Origin of the sequence: Microcoleus sp. PH2017_35_SFW_U_B, from assembly GCF_020737865.1 — a bacterium.
Lineage (GTDB): Bacteria > Cyanobacteriota > Cyanobacteriia > Cyanobacteriales > Microcoleaceae > Microcoleus.
In genome coordinates this window covers 1-19,310 of sequence record NZ_JAEQDE010000096.1, presented here as the reverse complement: position 1 = coordinate 19,310, position 19,310 = coordinate 1, and the positions used below count along the sequence as shown (strand labels likewise).

The following is a 19,310-nucleotide window of genomic DNA, read 5'->3' as shown; positions in this document are numbered from 1 at the left end:
CGGGTGTGGCGGTAGGAGGCTCAGAGGTAGACAGTTAGCGTATTGGCACAAGCAGAGAGGGAGAGAGGGGGAGAGAGGGAGAAGGGGAGAGGGGAAGAGAGGGGGAAAAATCTTCCTTCTGACTGATGACTGATGACTGATGATTAATGACTGATGACCAACTGCCAATTGCCAACTGCCAACTGCCAACTATCAACTATCAACTATAGCCTTTCTCAGAAAGATGAGGTATGACCGACAGCTTATATAACCGATTAAATCAAGAGGGCCTTCTTCCCAACAACGTCCGCGAATATGAGAGCTAGATCCGCTATATCAACTATCAACTATCAACTGCCAACTGCCAACTGTCAACTGTCAACTGTCAACTGAACAGCAGCAATATCACCCAAAAGTATGATTGATGGATAAAAAGTTGCGTGTTATTATTCTAAATAATTCTATACAAAAATACTTTTACCGAAAAGGAGAACAAAAAATGGACACACCTACAGATCGCGTACAAGAACCTGTCGGGGCAAGAGAACTCGAATCAATACCTGTATCGGGAAAAGTTTCTGCCGAAAAAGTTACTGAAGTTCAATTTGACGCGACTCCTTTAGAAACCCCTACTTATACTCAGGACAAAGTTAGCGTCGAGGAGTTGAAGATTAACGGCGACGATTTGGTTGCTAAAGTTAAAGAGCTGATTCACGAAGGGAGTATCCGCCGCCTGATTATCAAAAATGAAGAGGGACGGATTTTAGTAGAAGTTCCTCTGACGGTGGGAGTAGTCGGCGGAGTCATCAGCGCGACTTTGTTTCCAGTGATTGCAGCAGTAGGAGCGATCGGTGCATTAGTCGCTCACATGACGATTATAATTGAAAGAAAAGAATAATAATAACTCAGTCGCGATTACTGCTAATATCCGGTTAATTTCGCGCGATCGAGCTTGTTTCTTGTGAGGACTAAAGTCCTCTTTTTTTGAATCAGGACTTACGCAAAAAGTGTTTTTATGGTGGAATTATAGCGCAATACCGTTCAGTTAAGCCAGATCCCCCCTAGCCCCCCTTCCCAAGGGGGGGACAAGAAGTTGCTCAAAGTCCCCCTTTTTAAGGGGGATTTAGGGGGATCTCCTCGGAGTAAACAGTTAACCCAAGCGTATTGAATTATAGCGGTAAGGTGCACGAGGTGCAGAGCGCACCTTACCAAAATTAGGTTGTGCGTAAGTCCTGATTTTGCCAACATATGCTAAGAAACTGTTTGGTGAGCTAGCTTAACTGTTCCTAAAGCCGTCTTCCTGCTGTCAAAGAGTTTCATAACCCCGGAGGAGATGGTATCGATGACATCGGGAGCGCAGTAAGACAGAAACTCTTCCGACGAAATGTGACCGGCAAAGAATTCTTGAGCTTTCTTCAAAAAGTTTTCGGTTTCTGCAAAGCCGATAGATTTGATAATAAACGTAGCCACGGGGGAGTTTTTAATATCATAGGGAGATTCTTGATTACGTCCTATTGCTAACAAATCTAAAACCTCTTTTTCCAACTGACTTTCTAAGGGGTAAGCGATTTGTCTGTTGGGCAAGTAATCTTCCAAAACCGATGTTTTAAATCCTGGTGCGCGCAATTCTCCCATCATTGTCGAAAGCGGAATGTCGCGCCCCAAACGGTAGGAAAGAGCTTCTAAAATTGCGATCGTAATTAGTTTGATACCCAGATAAAGTTTGGCGACTGCGATATTTTTTCTAGTTTGGGCAATCATGTGAGCGTAGGTTTCATTGTCCGGTTCTTGCATAAACTGCTGAAAAACCAGTTCTGGTTTGAGGAAGTTTAAAAATCCTTCCATCTTTTGCAGAGATTTGCGATATCCGCCCACGGTATAGGAATTGACATTGCTCAATTCGTGGTTGGTTTCTGGCATCAAGTTCCAGGTATTGTCTAAGAAATTAGAGGAATTTGGAGAGGCAAAATTCTCTACATCCCGATTGGCTAACCTGACCGAACGCTTGACAATTTCTGCTGTTTCGGCATCAGTCCATCCGAAATTCAAATCGCGATTTACACTTACCAAGCGCTGGTGCAAAAGTTCGATCGCACTCAAACCGCTGGCCGAAATCGGACGAAAAGGAATCGTAGCTTCGATGCAAGCGGCAATTTCGGCGATCGTACTTGCAGGCAAAAAAGGCTCCAAAGATTTGGCAGCAATCACGGCACTCAAGAATTCGTTCTGGCCGGCAAACGGAGAGAGAATCTTGCCTGGAACAAACCCAAAGACAGAGGCCACCAGGTGATACATGGCATCGTCGGGTAGTTCGGTTCGATCTCTAATCACTAACTGCGATCGCACTTCTTGGACAAAAGGACAAAGGGCGCTGCTGATATTGAAACTTACGCCCTGATCGACTTGGACGTACACGAGGTCGTGAAACAGCGCAGCCAGTACCTCGATCGGATCGACTGACCCTCCGACCTCAAAAATGTGTTCCGACGTGTGAAAGTAGCGCCAAGGCCCCCTCATCGTTTGAATGATGAGCTCTGCTATCTGCTCCAGCTTCGGAATGTCTACTCGACCTCCCAATTGCTCGATCGACGCTACCAAAGCATCCAGACACCGTTTTTGTTCTCCGAAAAGCTCCATTTACGCACCTCCACTACATTCCCTGATTGTCTTGGGCTTGATTGAATGGTATCAAAACGCGCTGCGATCGTGCCATCGCTCGTGAGTGAAAACTTGTTTTTGTCAGAAGTCCGATCGGGGGGTAAAAGCCAGAGGGGAATACAGGGAGAGAGGGAGAGAGCGCCAGAAGAGAATTAAAAATTAAAAATTTGCCGCGATTCTGGGAACTAAAAGGTTCTGTATCATCAATAACATTAGATTTGAGCGGATACCATTTTAGATTTTAGATTGTGGATTGAAAAATTGCAGGATTGAAAAATTGCAGGATTGAAAAATTGCAGGATTGGGAATGACTTATGACTATCGGGGTTTGGATCGCCGACAAAGCAAAAGCAGTTGCATTTTTTTTAACAATAGTGAGTTTACAACCGCCCGATCGCTAAATCTCAAAAAAACGCGGTTTTTCTCAATCTGGGTCGATCGACTTCTAGGGAAGCAGAAACCTGGTTGTAGCCCGCACGCGCCAGCGATCGAGCGATGTTCAGCTTTTAGACAGAGGTAAACACCCGTGCGATCGCTGCAAGATTAACTAGGAACTGAGCAATTTGGGAGACTAGGTGGCGTGAAATTCGTGTCCGACCCGCGAATAACAGTCAAAATCCGCAAAATGAACGAGCGGGTGCGGTGGCAAGAAAAGTCGATCGCCGATCGGGGAATTGACCAAACTAAGATGGTTTTGGACGATCGAACCGATGACTGTCCTGAATTTTCATTTTTAGTCGCAGGCGACAGCGGCACCGGCAACCACCGCGGCCACAACCCGCAGCGGCAGGTTGCCGAGTTGATGCTGCGGGAACGCCAAAGTTGCCGTTTTGCTCTGCATACGGGCGATGTAGTTTATCTGGTGGGTTCGAGTGAATATTACTTGCAAAACTTTATTCGCCCCTACCGAGAGTTTATCGTCGGCGGCGAGCAACCATCTCGGATTGCTTACGATCGCATGGTGTTCAACTTTCCGTTTTTGCCCGTACCGGGAAACCACGACTACTACGACTTGCCGATATTCTACGGAATTCTCTCTGCGACTGCTTTGCCGCTGCGGAGGCTGCTGGGTTCCAAGTTAGATCTCGATGTCGGCTGGCACGGTTCGGAGATCGGAAATGCCTACGCCAAAGCCTTTCTCGACTACCTGAGGGCTCACAAATTGCCGGGAGAGCTCGATCGCCACCTAGACGCCCACTACACCGCCAGCACCAGCACAGGCCGCTGCATCCGCTACCAACCCGGACGCTTTACCCGCTTACCCAACCGCTATTACACGTTTCGCAGCGGGGGTATCGACTTCTTCGCCCTCGACTCCAATACCTTCAACGAACCCTTACCGATCCCGAAAACCAAAGAGGGCGAGATTCGCCGCCAAAATTTGGAACTCGATCGGCAAAAGTTGGAACAAGAAAAATTGGAAATGCTCGAAATGTCCGATCGGCTAAACCCGGAAATTCCCGAAGAAGCCGAAAAGCTAGACGACTTGAGCGCCAAATTAGAGCAAGTTGACGAAATGCTGATGGATATCGACAAACAACTGTCGCCCGACAGAACAGCCTCCACGGACGTTGAACAACTCGAATGGCTCAAAAGGCGATTGATTGCATCTTGGGCAGATTCAGACGTGCGGGGGCGGGTAATGTACTTGCACCATCCCCCCTACGTAACCGAGGCGACAAAGTGGAATCAAGCTCAAACTTTGGCAGTTCGGCTGCGATTGCGCGAGGTACTCGATGCGGTGGCCGATGCAGTTGGGGAGGAGGCGCGGGGGCGTCCCCTAGTAGATTTGGTACTCACAGGCCACGCCCACTGTTTGGAATACCTGCGGACTGGGGATACCGGACACGGCGACTCTGGGATTAATTGGATTGTCTGCGGGGGAAGCGGCCACAGCCTGCGGCGTCAGCGCCCGGAAGGGCCGATATTGCAGGAAGCATCGAGCCCGGAAGCTTATCGGTTGGCGCGCGAGGCTGGTGCTGAAACAGCCAGCCGGCGGGTAGCGGAATCTTTGCTATTTGTCGGCCGCAGCGGCGAAGGTTCCCACAAACGCCGTCCTTATTCGTGTTTGCGGATTGATGTTCTTGACGGGACTCCCCCCAAGTTCAGAGTTCGACCTTTGGTTGTCGAACGATTTGAGGGGAAATGGCAGGAAATCGCGATCGAACCTTTTGTAATTTAACTTTCGCTTCTAGGTTTGTAGTGAGGACTTCAGTCCGCAAAAATTGGGAAGGACTAAAGTCCGAACGATCGAACCTATTTGGTTTTAGGTTTGTAGTGGGGACTTTAGTCCTCAGGAAAATAAGGACGAAAGTCCTCACTACAAACCAATTTAATTGTTGTATCTCAACAGGAAATAATATTACCAATTACCAATTCCCCATTCCCAATTCCCCATTCCCAATTACCCCTTACCAACTATGAAACGTTCAGCTTGCCTAATCTTTAATCCCGTCGCCGGCAACAGCGACCCCGACCAAGACTTAGCGACAATTCAAGAAATGTTAGAGCCGTTTATTGACTTAGACATTCGGCTGACAACACCAGAATTAGATGCAGATCAACTCGCCCGCGAAGCAGTTGCTAGAGGAGTTCAGGAAATTATTGCTTCCGGGGGTGACGGCACATTATCAGCAGTTGCGGGCGCCATTGTGGGGACAAATATCCCTTTAGGAATTATTTCGCGGGGAACTGCGAATGCTTTTGCAAATGCTTTGGATCTTCCGAATACCATCGAAACCGCCTGCGAAACTATTTTGGGAGGGTTGACGCGGGTGGTGGATGCGGGGATGTGTAACGGTAAAATGCCGATGGTTTTGTTAGCTGGAGTGGGTTTTGAGGCGGAAACTGTCGAATTAGCCGATCGCGAAATGAAGAATCGCTGGGGAATGCTGGCCTACATTCTCTCGGGAATCAAACAGTTAAACAATTTAGAAAGATTTGAAGCCGAAATCGAAACCGAAGATAAAATCATCACCGTTACTGCGGTGGCCGTGACAGTGGCGAATGCAGCGCCGCCTACTTCCATTTTAGCTCAAGGCCCCGCGGGGATTATTTTCGATGACGGCTTGCTGGACGTGACGCTGGTGGCGCCTCAAAATAAAGCAGGGGCGATCGCAGCTTCTTATCACCTCTTACAAACAGCATTGAGCGGCAATCCTACCGATCGCGACGACATCGGTTATTTGCGCGCAAAAAAAGTAAAAATCAGTGCCGATCCGCCTCAAAAAGTGGTTGTAGATGGAGAAATTGTCGGCATGACTCCGCTTTCAATTGAGTGCATTCCCGGAGGTTTAACTATTTTCATACCGCGAGTTGAAGAAGATGTACCCGTGGAAAAACTGACAGGTTTAGCTGACATTGAAGTGACAATGAAACCCTTAACTTAAACATGACCTAGGCAACTCTTAAGGTACGTAGTTGCGCTTGGGCGCTCAAAGGTACGTAGTTGCGCTTGGGCGCTCAAAGGTACGTAGTTGCGCTTCAGCGCTCTCTTCTCTTAAGGTACGTAGTTGCGATGAAAGCGCTCTCTTAATTAGATATGAAAGAGCAGTATTCTGGAGGTACGTAGTTGCACTTCAGCGCTCTTTTAATTAGATATGAAAGAGCGCTGAAGCGCAACTACATACCTTAAGACCGCGTGGGCGCTCTTTTAATTAGATATGAGCGCTGAAGCGCAACTACATACCTTAAGACCGCGTGGGCGCTCTTTTAATTAGATATGAAAGAGCGCTGAAGCGCAACTACATACCTTAAGACCGCGCGGGCGGTCTTTTCTTTTTATGCGTCTAAGATTTGGCGAATCCGGCGCTCTAAAAGTTCGAGATCGAGGCCGCCTTCATCGCGACTGATGCGGCGCACGGTGACGTTAACATTGTTCAAATCTGCCAGCAAATCTTGGAGGATTTCTTGTTGCTGGCGGGCTTGAGTTATTTCGCGCGGTTCCTGCACTAAATCGCGAACAATTGTATCTTCGGCGCGCGAAGCAACGATCGGGTCTGCTTCGCCGTCTACGTGCACGAAAGTGCGCCGGCCCGGGCCCCGTTCTTCTTCAATTGGGATTACTGCTGTTACTCGATCGGATCGCACATATTTGCCAAATCCTAGGTGGACTAAGACGGAAGATTGTATTTTCATAGATAGCAAGTTTTATTTGTAAGTTATCTATATTTTAACTTTTTCACTATGAAACGACAACTAATATCAAAGCTTTTTTTACTACAATATATGTCGGTTTTTTCTCTGTTTTGAAGTTGTCAAATCGAGAAAAAAATGCTAAGTTAATTAACTGGATATAACTTGCCAACGGTTGGTCAGAAACCGGGTTTTTCACGAAGAGACGCGTTGCAGCCCACAGATTCGGTAAAAACCCGGTTTCTTTGGTTGAAGCGCGTAAATCCTGTTAACATAAAAATAGAGCAATGTGCGATCGCCCGCAGCGCATTTCAGGGACACAGCCTACCGATTCTAGATTTGAGCGTTACTCCCACGGAAAAACAGGAAAGCCTAAATGATCCCAATTAGTCTCGACTTAGTTATCAGCCTCCTGACAGCCATTCCCTTCGGCACCATCAAAGACAAGTTTCAGCGCAACGAAACAGTCATCAAATTATTAAAAAGATTTAACCTCGACCCCGATGCACCGCCAGCCGATTTTAGCGGAGTTTACGTTTATACTTTAGTAGAATACGGCGCTGGCAAACCCAAGCAGATTTTAGAACTGTTTCGCCAAAAAGAGATTGAATCAGCATTTCGTAAAGCCTTCGAGTCCGACAGCCCAGCCATTTTAATTCAAGCAGGCGATGAGTTTCTCAACGAAAGTGCTTTGGGCCAAGAACTTCGAGATTTAGGGATTGACCCCAGACGGGAGTTTATGGCATTTGCGGCCGTGTTTATGGAAGTCGCAAAGCGGACGCGATCGATCGGCGATGTGATGGTGGGAAATGCGATCGCCTCTTTGCAAAAACGCCTATCTATGGTAATGGATCGCATCGAACGCCTTCCCACTCTCGAAGGAATTCGCACCGAGTTTGCGCGGTTGGAAGCCGAAGATTATCCCGCACTTCCCGCAGCCGCATCAACGAATATTCAAAAGTCTCAAGCTTTTATTTTATCACAACAAGTGCGCGGTTGGTTTGAAACCTTAAATTATCAATTTGAAACCTATCAAATCTCGGAAGATAACTATTTTGAATGGATTATCAATGTTCCGGTGAGACGCAAAAAGTACGATCGCATTTTAGTACGCGGTATCGCCGGAGAAGCCGGACTCAGGGACATCTTAGCCTTGCGCGAGTCGGTGGAAAAGCAGCGCACCGATGAAGGCTGGCTAGTCACCGCCCGCCGCATCAGTCGCGCCGCGCGGGATGAGGTAGAAAAAGATGAAAATCGCGATCTAGCTTGCTATACCTTCGATGAATTGCTGGATCAAGATGCCGATTTTACCGCTTATCTGGATTGGCTAGAAACTGAAATTACCAGCCGAGGAATTGATACGAAATATGTGCCGCTAGCTTGTACGAAAGAAGAAATTGACCCCGATACTCACCGCAAAATAGGAGTGAGTCATTATGGCGAACGAGATGGCTGGATTGAAGGTTATATTGATTTGTGGTTGGATGACCCAGTAAAAGAACATATTTCAGTTTTAGGAGAATTTGGGACGGGGAAAACTTGGTTTGCCATGCACTATGCTTGGATGGCGCTACAACGCTACCGAGATGCTCAAAAGCGCGGCTTAGAACGTCCGCGTTTGCCGTTAGTAATTCCCCTGAGAGATTATGCTAAAGCTGTTAGTGTGGAGTCGCTATTTTCTGAGTTTTTCTTTCGGAAACACGAGATACCTTTGGCGGGTTATTCGGCTTTTGAACAACTGAATCGGATGGGTAAGTTTCTGTTGATTTTCGATGGTTTTGATGAAATGGCCGCTAAGTGCGATCGGCAAGAAACCATCAACAACTTCTGGGAACTAGCAAAAGCCGTCGTTCCGGGTGCGAAAGTTATCCTGACTTGCCGCACCGAACACTTTCCTGAAGGCAAGGAAGGACGGGCATTGTTTAATGCAGAACTGCAAGCTTCAACAACCATTTTAACAGGCGAAACTCCCCAATTTGAAGTCTTAGAATTAGAGAAATTTAACGACGCGCAAATTCGGCAAGCGCTGTCAGTTCAAACAGAAGCAACTACTGTCGAAAAAGTGATGGGAAACCCGCACTTATTAGATTTAGCGCGCCGCCCGGTGATGACTGAGTTAATTTTGGAAGCATTGCCCGATATTGAAGCAGGAAAACCAGTCGATATGTCGCGGATATATCTGTATGCGGTGCGACGGAAGATAGAGAGAGATATCAAAGCTGAACGCACTTTTACTTCTTTAGCAGATAAGCTTTACTTTTTGTGCGAACTGTCTTGGGAAATGCTGTCTACCGACCAAATGAGTCTGAATTATCGCGGTTTTCCCGATCGCATTCGCGGCCTGTTTGGTGCCATCGTCCAGGAGGAAAAAGACTTAGACCACTGGCATTATGACATGATGGGTCAAACGATGCTAATCCGCAATGCCGACGGCGATTATACTCCGGCGCACCGTTCGCTGTTAGAGTTTTTTGTCGCTTATAAATTTGCGGCGGAATTGGGAGTTTTAGCGGCAGATTTTACCGAATTAGTTGCGCCGGAACAGTCTTGTTTAGATCCTGATGTTGAGGCTCAATTATACACTTGGTCTAATTATTGTCGGCTTCAGGCGCAGAAGAGAAATCAGAACGAATTGATCGCGCCTTTCAAGGGATTTGTTGCTGAAGATTTAGGGCAACTTCGTCAGAGTTTCGGACAAGCGCCACTGACGAAAGCAGTGATTGATTTGTTGTTACCTATGTTGGAGGTTATTTCCCCCCCCTTGTTAAGGGGGGCCGGGGGGGATCGTGACGATGCCAATCACGAGAGAACCCCCGAATTCCTATTAGAGAGAGAGGATAGTGACGATGTTAGCCAGAAGAGATCCCCCCAACCCCCCTTAAGAAGGGGGGCTTTAGAGAAGTCGCCCCTACTAGAAATTATGGAAGAAACGCGGGGAAAAACTGAAAGCGAGGTGGGTTATGTGGGAGGGAATGCGGCGACGCTGTTGGTGAAAATCGATCGCACTGCGTTAGAAACAAAAGACCTTTCTCGTGCAGTTATTTTAGGTGCTGATTTTACAAATGCTAGCTTGCGCCGCGTCAACTTTGCTGAAGCGAATTTAGCTAATTCTGCTTTTACTAAAATCTTCAGCAGTATTCGGTCAGTAATGTTTAGTCCTGATGGCAAACTGTTAGCTACAGGTGATACTGATGGCATAGTTCGCTTGTGGGAAGCTAGCAGTTGCAGAGAAATATTGACCTGTAAAGGACATAGCAACGTAGTGGAGTCAGTTGCCTTCAGTTCTGATGGTAAGATACTTGCTAGCGGAAGTTATGACAAAACAATTAAGTTATGGGATGTCAAAACTGGTGAATGTTTAAAAGTTTTGCAGGGACATACCGAATCAGTAATGTCTGTCAGATTCAATCCTGATGGAAATATACTCGCCAGTGGGAGTTTTGATGGCACGGTAAGGTTATGGGATATTCGTACTAGCGAATGCTGCAAAATTTTGCAAGACCATACTAAAGTGGGATTTTCAGTGGCTTTCCATCCTGGTGGTGAGATACTTGCTACTGGGAGTGGTGACCAAACAATAAGGGTATGGAATATCAACAGTGGTGAATGTCTAAAAATATTTGAGGGACATACTAAAAATGTGTTTTCAGTTGTTTTCAATTCTACTGGTGAAATACTTGCTAGTGGCAGTGGCGACAAAACAGTGAAGCTGTGGAATATCGGTAGCGGTGAATGTCTCAAAACTTTGGAGGGACATTTCGATCAAATACGGTCGATCGCCTTTAGCCCAAATGGCGAAATACTTGCAAGTGGAAGTTACGATCGCACTGCAAAGCTGTGGGATATCCGCACTGGTGAATGCTTGAATACTTTGCAAGGACATAGCAATCAAGTAGGGTCAGTTGCCTTCCATCCTGGGGGTGACATACTTGCTAGCAGTAGTTACGACCAAACGCTGAATCTGTGGGATATCAACAGCGGTGAATGCTTGAATACACTGCAAGGGTATAGCAATCAAGTAATGTCGATCGCCTTCAGTCCCAACGGTGAAATGCTGGCCAGCGGCGATGACGAGAAAAAAGTCAGGCTGTGGGATGTCAACACTGGTGAGTGCCTCCAAATCTTGCAGGGGCATCTCGATCGGGTACACTTAGTTGCCTTCCATCCAAACGGTGAAATACTTGCCAGCGGTAGTTATGACGAAACATTGAGGCTGTGGAATATTCGCAGTGGTGAATGCCTTCATACTTTGCCAGAATTTGGCAATGAAGTACGGTCGATCACATTCAGTCCAAATGGTGAAATACTTGCGAGTGCAGGTTATAAACAAACGGTGAGGCTGTGGGATATCGTTACTGGCGAATGCCTCAAAACCTTGCAAGGGCATAACAATTTTGTATACTCGGTTGCTTTCAGTTTTTTGGGCGAGATATTTGCCAGTGCAGGTTTTGACGGAACGGTGAGGCTGTGGGATATCCATAGTGGTGAATGCCTCCAAATTTTGCAGGCGCATACGGGTTGGGCACGCGGAATCGCCTTTAGTCAGAACGGTGAAATACTTGCCAGTGGAAGTATCGATCGAACAGTAAGATTATGGGATGTCAAGAGTGGTGAATGCCTCCAAATTTTGCAGGGGCATACTGATTGGATACGTTCAGTTGCTTTTAGTTATTCTGGTAAAATAGTTGCTAGTGGAAGTGTAGATGGAACGGTAAGAATATGGGATATCCGTACAGGTGAATGTCTAAAAATTTTGCAAGGTCATACCAGTAGAATTAACTCAGTTGCCTTCAGTTCAAATGGAAAAATTATTGCTGCTTGCTGTCGGGATGGCACAATTATAATTTGGGATGCTGGGACGGGTGAGTGCCTCAAAATACTGAAAAGTGACAGACCTTATGAAAACATGAATATTACCGGAGTTACGGGTTTAACGGAAGTTGAAAAAGCCACCCTCAAAGCTTTAGGGGCTGTGGAAAATTAATCATCGCCAAGGAGGAACTATGCAGTCAGCAATACGGATTACCACCAAAGTTCTTGCAGGAAATAAACTTGAAATTCAAGTGCCACCTGGTTCTGTGGGTGAAGAGGTTGAAGTGTTTGTGATTATACCAGAACACATCTCGATCGCCCAAGAAAATGCTTGGAAAACTTTTTTTGATAGTTTAAATATGTTCTCGGAGGACTTTATGCTAGTCAGAAATCAGTTGTCTGTGGAGACGAGAGACGGTTTAGAATGAAATTTTTACTACGCCACTGACGCGCGGGTTCAGAAACCGGGTTTTTTCGATAAAATTTCGTTGTGTCCAGCAGATTCGGCCAAAAACCCGGTTTCTTTGGTTAAAGTTATCCGATCGCAAATTCACTCAATTTTCGCATCATCGGCGGGTCAAACCCAAGTACAATATCTTCTTTGGGAACTCCCAATTCAACGAGTTCGTTAGCAATACCCACTTCAGTGCCATCCTGCTGAATCCAGATTTTATTATCCATAATATCCAGGTGCAACACCGGGCCATAAACTCGCCGCTGATTGCGCCAGCCTACATAGATTAATTGATAATGATCGCGATCGATATCAAAGATAGTTTGAGCCTGAATTCGCTCATCCCACACCAGACTAGCGTGTTGGGAGAGTAGATTTTGGATATGTTGCCGATAAAGGTCTACATTTGCCATTGTGCGTCTAAATCTCCATATCCAAAACAATCCTATTCTTCTCTTTGGATAGATCCAAAAACCTGTTCCACAGTCAAATTAAGTTCGGGAAAGCTACAGGATAAAATTCGATCGCCCTCTCGGAACTGGCTAGCCTGATATTCCCCCTCAACCAACTGATAAACCGAGATTGTAGGTTGTTTCGGATTGCCAATGAAGCGTCTGCCACCCAAAGCAGCATAATCCACAACCCAATATTCCGGGATACCCAATCTTTCATAATCAGCCACTTTAACCAAGTAATCATCTTGCCAGTTCGTGCTAACTACCTCGATCGCAAGTTTAACAGATTTACCTTGGGTAATAATCGATGATTTTTTCCAAAGTGGCTCCGAAATCAAGGCTGGCTTGTCTAATACTATGATATCTGGCTGATATCCTGTCGTCGCTCCTAGAGGCTTGACAAAATAGGTTGATGGTGTTATGTAAGACAGATTAAGGCGATCGATTTCTACGTTAATTTTGCGGATGAGAAAACTTGTAACTTCCTCATGGTCGCCGTTTGGATTCATCTCAACTATTACTCCATCTCGTAGCTCGAAACGTCCTTTGCCATCGGGATACCACTCTATAAATTCCTCGAATGTTAGTAGTTTGGCTGTGGTTTGAATCATGTTGGCACGGCCTCTTCTTTTTAACTGGAATCAGTAAATCTCCAGTTGGATAACTTATTGTACCATTCTTGATATGACTTACGCGCGAGTAGTCAGAAACCGGGTTTTTCCTTTGAATACTTCCTTGAGGCCAGCAGATTCCGCCAAAAACCCGGTTTCTAGGATACCCTACTGACTAAATTGTTGAGCGTAATAACGAGCGTATCGATCGCCCTTTTCGAGCAATTCCTCATGGGTTCCCGATTCCATCACTCTACCTTTTTCCAAGACCAAAATCCTGTCAGCCTTCCGCACAGTCGCCAAACGGTGCGCGATAATAAACACAGTCCGATCGCGCATCAATCTTTCCAAGGCCTCCTGCACCAAAGCTTCCGACTCCGAATCTAGCGCCGATGTCGCTTCATCGAGGATCAGAATTCGCGGATTTAGCAAGACTGCACGGGCGATCGCAATTCTTTGTTTTTGTCCGCCCGATAAATTTACACCCCTTTCTCCTACCCAAGTTTGATAGCCGTCGGGAAACTCAGTAATGAATTGATGGGCGTTAGCAATTTCCGCAGCTTTCTGTACATCTTTCAGTTCGTAATAAGATTGACCGAAAGCAATATTTTGAGCAATTGTACCCGAAAATAAAATAGTTTCTTGCGGTACAATTCCGATTTGTCGGCGCAGCGTATTTAATGTCACATCTTGAACATCAATCCCATCAATTAAAATTTGTCCGGCTTGCGGATCGTAAAATCTGGGTAACAAGTTTACTAACGTAGTTTTCCCCGCACCGGATGCGCCGACAAGCGCAATCGCTTCTCCGGGAAGTGCGAGTAAACTCATACTTTGTAAAATCGGAACCCCCCCTAGCCCCCCCTTATCAAGGGGGGGTTGAGGGGGGTAGGCAAAATTAATGTTGCGGTATTCGACTTTTCCGGTAACGTGGGGAAGTTCGATCGCACCAGGCTTTTCGACGACTGTTGATTGAATGGCTAAAAGTTCAAAAATGCGATCGCTAGAAGCCTCTCCCTGCTTAAAATCGCCGTAATTTGCAGTGGTAATTGCGATCGGATCGATTAACAGCGCTACTCCGGCGATATAACTGATAAATTGCGTACCAGTGAGATTTCCTTGAGCAATTTGCCAACCACCGAGGAAAAACAGCAAAATCACGCTCATCGCTTCCAGAAAGCCAACTACGACGAACTGGAGTGCTTTTATGCGTTCTGACAAATACTTAGCGCGGCGGTTTTGTTCGGCTTCTTCTGCAAAGCGGGCAATTTCGTAGTCTTCCGCCACAAATGCTTTGATTAAACGAATGCCGCTGAATACTTCTGTTAGCAAAGCGGATAAATCAGAAATCCGATTTTGACTTTCTCGCGAGTAACTGAGCAGTTTCTCGCCAAACCAGCCAATTAATATAGCCATTAACGGTGCAATGATTAATGCACCCAAAGTTAATTGCCAGTTAAGATAAATCATATATCCCATGACTGCAATTAGCTGCAAAACACAAGGGATAAATTGATGAAAAAATTTATTTACGACTTCGCCAATGCGGTCAATATCTTCTGTGAGGCGGTAGGATAAATCTCCGGTTTTGGCAGTTTCAAAGTAGCCGAGATTGAGGTTTTGGAGGTGTGCATAAACTTTTTTGCGGATTTCTAAAGCAATAGTCAAAGCTGCTTTTGCCATCAGCGTATCTTGACCGTACTGGGCGATACCACGAATTAGAAATATGATGGCGCTGAGTGCAGCAATTTGAGCAAACCCTTTTAAATCTCCTTTACCTATAAACTTGGCGGTTTCACCAACCAGCCACGCGATTATTGGCCAAAATATGGTAAAGACTACGGTACAAGCTAATGCTTTACCGATGGTTTGTTTTTGGGGACGGAGGTAGGGTAAGATTTGCCAGTATGTCGATCGAGCTTTCAAGATATTTTGCCCTCGCAAGTTCTGTTTTTAGAGATATCTGAGCCAGAATATGATATCAGCGATCGGGCAAATCTTCGCAATCATTCTTGACCCTCAGCATGAGTAGCCCGTACTTTAGCCCCCGCCACAACTGCACCCCGAAAGGCGGCCGATTCTCCGGGTGCAAGACTAACGGGTTGAGTATCGATAAATCCGTTGTCTATTAAATTGCCTGACTCGTCCAAAACTTCATAGTTGACTTTGACATTTTTGATAATTTTGCAGCCTTGATTCAACACTTTTCCGCTGAAAAAGCTGCCGTCATAATTTGCCGTCGCAATTGACACTTTCGCCGCAATGTTAGCACCGGTAATGCAAGTTGGGGAACTTCCCGATGGCTGTTTTTCGCACAACTTGCCTAAGTCTACTATTTTGCCTTCGGTGGTTTTTAGGTAGCAAAATGGTTCATTAATTAGTGAGTTTTGAGCAAGGGTATTTGTAGAGTCTGCAATCAAAGGGCGAGCCGATATCGGCGAGATTAGCAAACTTGATAAAGCTACGGTTAAATGTAATATTTTCATATTTGTTTGGGATTTAATGAAATTAATTGTACCAGATAATTTCGCTAAAATTTACATTGTGCTATGATAAGACATCAAACTTTTGAAAATAAAGTCATGGTCGTTACTCAAGATAACCCCAAACAAAAAGCGATCGCCCTGACCGTAACTTGGGAGAAGTTGCCAGACGATTTCCAATTAGAAGAAAAACCAGTGGAGAATACAGGTCAACCGCTAATTGCTGGAGCACTGCGAGAAATCTTAGAACTGAGAGGATTAATCGGCCCACTAATGCTGATTGCCAGCAATTTTGGGATTTGCGCTACTGTCAACGGCGAGTTAGTTATCAAAGCACCAGATTGGGTTTACGTACCTTCGGTATTGCCCGCAGAGTCGAGAATTGACCGCAAAAGTTACACCCCAAACTTGGAAGGAGAAATCCCGACCATTGTGATGGAATTTTTGTCGGAAACAGACGGCGGGGAATATTCTACTAAACGTACTTTTCCTCCGGGAAAGTGGTTTTTTTACGAACAAATTCTGCAAGTCCCAACTTACATCATTTTTGACCCAGAAACTGGATTGCTGGAAGTATATCGCTTGCAAAATGGCAACTATGTACTAGAATTTCCCGATGAGGAAGGTCGTCACTGGATGGCAGATTTTGGTTTGTATTTAGGAACGTGGAGAGGGGAGAAAGAACAGCGTACAGGCTATTGGTTGCGCTGGTGGGATGAATCAGGAAATCTGCTGTTGTGGGGCGTAGAACAGTTAGCAGTAGAACGCCAGCGAGCCGATCGCGAACGGGAACGAGCCGATCGACTGGCTGAGTATTTGCGCGATCGGGGAATCAACCCGGACGAGATTATTTGATGAATTCTACGCGATATTTGTAGGGACACGGCAATGCCGTGTCCGCAATTACTCCTATTATTTAATACTCGGATTCCTATTCCCAAGATTCCGGGCTCCCGGAACTTTTCGGCTGGGACGACGATTGTTCAAACTGCTAGCAGTTCGAGCATTCACAGCATCAACAGGAGCTCTTAAACCCAAGTCTTGCAAAATTTCTACAGCCGCCCTTTGTCCAGTTTCGCAACCGCCTTCCATGTAACCTTGATTTTCTAGCGAAGTGTGTTCTCCGGCAAAATATAAATTGCCAAATCGTTCGCCTTCGACGCGGTGCATTTGCGTCCACTGTCCGACTAAATAGCAGGAATAAGAACCTTTAGAAAAGCGTTCTCCCGGCCAATAAACTCGCACTGCTTTTCCCGATCGCAAATTTCTCACTCCGGGAAAAACTCTTTCAAATTGTCCCAAGAATTTTTGTGCTTGGTCTTCAGGAGTTCCGCTACCGATCGACAAACCTTGCTTTCCTCCTGTAAAATTAGTGATCAAACCGTTAGCAGTGGGAGCAAAAGCCGTAGCTTCCCAGGTATTCTGGAATCCTAAATCGGTATAAACAGAAGCAGTCGATCGATAAGTTTCTCGCCAAATGCGACTGCGGTAGCCAGTAATCAGCTTAGAATTAGTACCGTAACCCAATTGCTCGATCGCCCTACGCTTCGGTTGCGGCAAAGGCACGTTAATTTTAACGTCTCGGAGAGTGCTAAACGGCAAAGTTAGCAAAACCCGTTCATAAATACGCTCAAAGGCGCTTTCACCCGATCGCAAATTCACCCGATAGCGGCCATCCGGCAAAAAAGTAATCGCTTCCAAAATTGTCCCCGTCTCGATCGAACCAGACAATCGATCGGCTAAACGGTTGACAATTTGACTGTTACCGCCGTCTATTTGATAACGCTGATCGCTGTCGCCGTACAATTCAAAACTGCCAGATTCAGAACCGATTAAAAACAGCAGATTTAACGCCGACTGTTCCTCGGGATCTCGACCGTATTCTATCGTGTAAGCAATGCGGAGCAACTGCCGGACAATTGTGCTAGTATCAGCTTGGTTTACATATTCAGCGATCGAAAGATTGTCCAATCTTTCCGCTGGTTCTGTAAAATCTTGATAGCTAATGTTATCTCCGATCGCACCCAAATCTGCACTAATTTTACTAGCAAGGGGCCCAAAATCAGAGATTAATTGCGCTAGAGAAAATCGTCGCCCTTCCAAGAAAAAAGTATCCTTTACCAATCCCCGCTGTACGTTAACTAAGTCGATCGCCCGCAAACCCAATTCCGTCGCCAGCGAGATCAAAGTAGTGTGGCCGCTATCAATAAATTCTCCTCCCAGCTCGGCCGAAATCGCTGTTCCAGCCACCCTAGGAGCCGTGCGAATCCGTCCCCCCACGCGGTTGCTTGCTTCGATAATATCGGCACGCACGCCCCCCTGACGCAAGCGATAGCCCGCCGTCAAACCAGCAATCCCCGCACCCACAACCAAAATGGGCGATCGACCGCGCGCTTGAGCAAAAGCCCCCTCTCCCTCCCGGGTAAAAGTCGCAGCAGCAACGGCTCCCGCCGCCGCTAAACCCCCATGCAGCAAGTGCCGCCGAGATATGGGAAAATTGGGAGTGCGATCGTCCAGCATCCCCAGTAATTCATCAGCCGGAATGCCTGTTTCCCTTGACTTTTGGGCAATACTCGCAGCGCGGCGCAGCATTGCCATCAGTGCAGATTTAGCCATAATTGAGACGCCCTCACAAAAAAAATGATGTAAACTGAATTCTCGATCGAATTTGATTATGCACTTTCCAGATTAAAGTACAGAGAGATTTTTTAATAATGCTAACCCTCAGAACACTGTTCGACAGCAAATTTTATCTCGAAAACAACCCAGATGTCGCCGTAGCAGTCGCCAGAGGCACAGTATCGACCCCCTTCGATCACTACCAAAAAATTGGCCAATTTGAAAATCGTGACCCTAATGCCCTGTTCGACGCCAGCTATTATTTAGACACCAATTCAGATGTCGCAGTGTCAGCCGAAAAAAACAAATTTTCCGGCGCCCAGCACTTTATTAAATTCGGTCAATTTGAACGGCGGAACCCCAACCCTTTCTTCGATGTGGGTTTTTATCTGACAAGCAACCCGGATGTGCAAACAGCAGTCCAAACCAATCAATTTAGCGCCTTTGAACACTACTTGAAAGTCGGTCAATTTGAAAACCGCAAAGCCAGCATTTTTTTCGATCCCAGCTTTTATCTAGAAAGATATCCGGTAATAGGATCAGCAGTCAGCAGTGGCGCAGTTAAAAGTGCGATCGACCATTACATTCAATTCGGTCAACAAGAAGGATTGTTGAGCGCTCTCCCCGTTCCCGCCGACGATTTGAGCACAGCCCAAAACCTAGGTGTTCTCACAGACAGTCTAACTGACAACGATTTTTTGAGTGCTACCAAACCAGCCGATATTTACAGTTTCATCCTCAATACTCCCAGTCTTTTCAGTGCAACTGTTGATGGTTTGAGTGCAGATGTGGATGTAGAATTAATTCAGGATCTCAATGGTAACGGCGTAGTTGGATTAGACGATATTATTGCTTCATCTAACAATTTAGGTACGGCTTCAGAAAGAGTTGTAAGCAATGGGGCTTTGCCTGCGGGGACTTATTTTGTCCGCGTTTCTCAATTTCAAGGCGATACAGATTACAACTTGAGATTGCTATCTGCTCCCTCAGTAATACCGCCCCAAACTTAAAATCAAATTAACGTATTAGGTACGTAGTTGCGCTTTAGCGCTCTTTATAATATTAGGAAAGAGCGCCAAGATCGCAACTACGTACCTTTTGAGAT

The 19,310-nt window shown here is 46.1% G+C and carries 15 protein-coding genes; 8 read left to right on the top strand and 7 right to left on the bottom strand.

Features of this window, described 5'->3' with window-relative positions:
- Positions 1-478: 478 nt before the first annotated feature.
- A complete protein-coding gene (locus tag JGK36_RS25500; RefSeq protein ID WP_293179560.1) occupies positions 479-877 on the top strand; it encodes a DUF4342 domain-containing protein in 399 nt (132 codons plus the stop codon).
- A 353-nt stretch (positions 878-1,230) separates the two neighbouring features.
- Here the strand turns inward: JGK36_RS25500 and JGK36_RS25495 are convergent, their stop codons facing one another.
- Positions 1,231-2,616 carry a hypothetical protein gene (locus tag JGK36_RS25495; RefSeq protein WP_293179557.1) on the bottom strand — a complete coding sequence of 462 codons (1,386 nt, stop codon included), beginning with the start codon at positions 2,614-2,616 and terminating at the stop codon, positions 1,231-1,233.
- A gap of 646 nt (positions 2,617-3,262) precedes the next feature.
- On the opposite strand from JGK36_RS25495, the gene JGK36_RS25490 reads away from it, so the two are divergent.
- A complete protein-coding gene (locus JGK36_RS25490) occupies positions 3,263-4,819 on the top strand; it encodes a metallophosphoesterase (RefSeq protein WP_325315047.1) in 1,557 nt (518 codons plus the stop codon).
- Positions 4,820-5,057: 238 nt separating this feature from the next.
- Positions 5,058-6,026 carry a YegS/Rv2252/BmrU family lipid kinase gene (locus tag JGK36_RS25485; protein WP_293179551.1) on the top strand — a complete coding sequence of 323 codons (969 nt, stop codon included), beginning with the start codon at positions 5,058-5,060 and terminating at the stop codon, positions 6,024-6,026.
- A 391-nt stretch (positions 6,027-6,417) separates the two neighbouring features.
- Here JGK36_RS25485 and JGK36_RS25480 read toward each other — a convergent pair whose 3' ends face one another.
- Complete coding sequence (locus tag JGK36_RS25480; RefSeq protein WP_293179548.1) at positions 6,418-6,774, bottom strand: hypothetical protein; 357 nt, start codon at positions 6,772-6,774, stop codon at positions 6,418-6,420.
- Positions 6,775-6,981: 207 nt separating this feature from the next.
- Between JGK36_RS25480 and JGK36_RS25475 the strand changes: the two genes are divergently transcribed.
- From JGK36_RS25475 to JGK36_RS25465, 3 genes are read left to right on the top strand one after another with little or no spacing between them, the layout of a single operon-like run.
- Positions 6,982-7,161: a hypothetical protein gene (locus JGK36_RS25475; RefSeq protein ID WP_293201166.1), complete on the top strand. Its 180-nt coding sequence runs from the start codon at positions 6,982-6,984 to the stop codon at positions 7,159-7,161.
- Positions 7,148-11,755, top strand: coding sequence for an NACHT domain-containing protein (locus JGK36_RS25470; RefSeq protein ID WP_293197269.1), 4,608 nt, complete (start codon positions 7,148-7,150; stop codon positions 11,753-11,755). Before JGK36_RS25475 ends, JGK36_RS25470 begins: the two co-directional genes overlap by 14 nt.
- Before the next feature lie 19 nt (positions 11,756-11,774).
- A complete protein-coding gene (locus JGK36_RS25465) occupies positions 11,775-12,011 on the top strand; it encodes a hypothetical protein (RefSeq protein WP_293179542.1) in 237 nt (78 codons plus the stop codon).
- A gap of 106 nt (positions 12,012-12,117) precedes the next feature.
- On the opposite strand, the gene JGK36_RS25460 is transcribed toward JGK36_RS25465, so the two are convergent.
- From JGK36_RS25460 to JGK36_RS25445, 4 genes are all read right to left on the bottom strand, one after another.
- Positions 12,118-12,450: a XisI protein gene (locus JGK36_RS25460; protein ID WP_293179539.1), complete on the bottom strand. Its 333-nt coding sequence runs from the start codon at positions 12,448-12,450 to the stop codon at positions 12,118-12,120.
- Positions 12,451-12,482: 32 nt separating this feature from the next.
- Positions 12,483-13,103 (bottom strand): Uma2 family endonuclease, encoded by a 621-nt coding sequence (locus JGK36_RS25455; RefSeq protein WP_293179536.1) that lies wholly within the window; start codon positions 13,101-13,103, stop codon positions 12,483-12,485.
- Between the two features lie 168 nt (positions 13,104-13,271).
- Positions 13,272-15,029, bottom strand: a complete 1,758-nt coding sequence (locus tag JGK36_RS25450) for an ABC transporter ATP-binding protein (protein ID WP_293179533.1) — start codon at positions 15,027-15,029, stop codon at positions 13,272-13,274.
- An 80-nt stretch (positions 15,030-15,109) separates the two neighbouring features.
- Positions 15,110-15,589, bottom strand: coding sequence for an FxLYD domain-containing protein (locus JGK36_RS25445; RefSeq protein ID WP_293179530.1), 480 nt, complete (start codon positions 15,587-15,589; stop codon positions 15,110-15,112).
- A gap of 96 nt (positions 15,590-15,685) precedes the next feature.
- Here JGK36_RS25445 and JGK36_RS25440 point away from each other — a divergent pair, with 96 nt between their 5' ends.
- Complete coding sequence (locus JGK36_RS25440; RefSeq protein WP_293179527.1) at positions 15,686-16,441, top strand: Uma2 family endonuclease; 756 nt, start codon at positions 15,686-15,688, stop codon at positions 16,439-16,441.
- 57 nt (positions 16,442-16,498) lie between these two features.
- Here JGK36_RS25440 and JGK36_RS25435 read toward each other — a convergent pair whose 3' ends face one another.
- Complete coding sequence (locus tag JGK36_RS25435; RefSeq protein ID WP_293193544.1) at positions 16,499-18,202, bottom strand: NAD(P)/FAD-dependent oxidoreductase; 1,704 nt, start codon at positions 18,200-18,202, stop codon at positions 16,499-16,501.
- Between the two features lie 98 nt (positions 18,203-18,300).
- Between JGK36_RS25435 and JGK36_RS25430 the strand changes: the two genes are divergently transcribed.
- The gene (locus tag JGK36_RS25430) at positions 18,301-19,215 is read left to right on the top strand and encodes a PPC domain-containing protein (RefSeq protein ID WP_293197271.1); all 915 of its coding nucleotides are present in this window, start codon (positions 18,301-18,303) and stop codon (positions 19,213-19,215) included.
- Positions 19,216-19,310: the final 95 nt, after the last annotated feature.

Coding starts and splice junctions, on each gene's coding strand:
- JGK36_RS25500 (WP_293179560.1), top strand. CDS start 479: ATGGACACACCTACAGATCGCGTACAAGAACCTGTCGGGGCAAGAGAA.
- JGK36_RS25495 (WP_293179557.1), bottom strand. CDS start 2,616: ATGGAGCTTTTCGGAGAACAAAAACGGTGTCTGGATGCTTTGGTAGCG.
- JGK36_RS25490 (WP_325315047.1), top strand. CDS start 3,263: ATGAACGAGCGGGTGCGGTGGCAAGAAAAGTCGATCGCCGATCGGGGA.
- JGK36_RS25485 (WP_293179551.1), top strand. CDS start 5,058: ATGAAACGTTCAGCTTGCCTAATCTTTAATCCCGTCGCCGGCAACAGC.
- JGK36_RS25480 (WP_293179548.1), bottom strand. CDS start 6,774: ATGAAAATACAATCTTCCGTCTTAGTCCACCTAGGATTTGGCAAATAT.
- JGK36_RS25470 (WP_293197269.1), top strand. CDS start 7,148: ATGATCCCAATTAGTCTCGACTTAGTTATCAGCCTCCTGACAGCCATT.
- JGK36_RS25465 (WP_293179542.1), top strand. CDS start 11,775: ATGCAGTCAGCAATACGGATTACCACCAAAGTTCTTGCAGGAAATAAA.
- JGK36_RS25460 (WP_293179539.1), bottom strand. CDS start 12,450: ATGGCAAATGTAGACCTTTATCGGCAACATATCCAAAATCTACTCTCC.
- JGK36_RS25455 (WP_293179536.1), bottom strand. CDS start 13,103: ATGATTCAAACCACAGCCAAACTACTAACATTCGAGGAATTTATAGAG.
- JGK36_RS25445 (WP_293179530.1), bottom strand. CDS start 15,589: ATGAAAATATTACATTTAACCGTAGCTTTATCAAGTTTGCTAATCTCG.
- JGK36_RS25440 (WP_293179527.1), top strand. CDS start 15,686: ATGGTCGTTACTCAAGATAACCCCAAACAAAAAGCGATCGCCCTGACC.
- JGK36_RS25435 (WP_293193544.1), bottom strand. CDS start 18,202: ATGGCTAAATCTGCACTGATGGCAATGCTGCGCCGCGCTGCGAGTATT.
- JGK36_RS25430 (WP_293197271.1), top strand. CDS start 18,301: ATGCTAACCCTCAGAACACTGTTCGACAGCAAATTTTATCTCGAAAAC.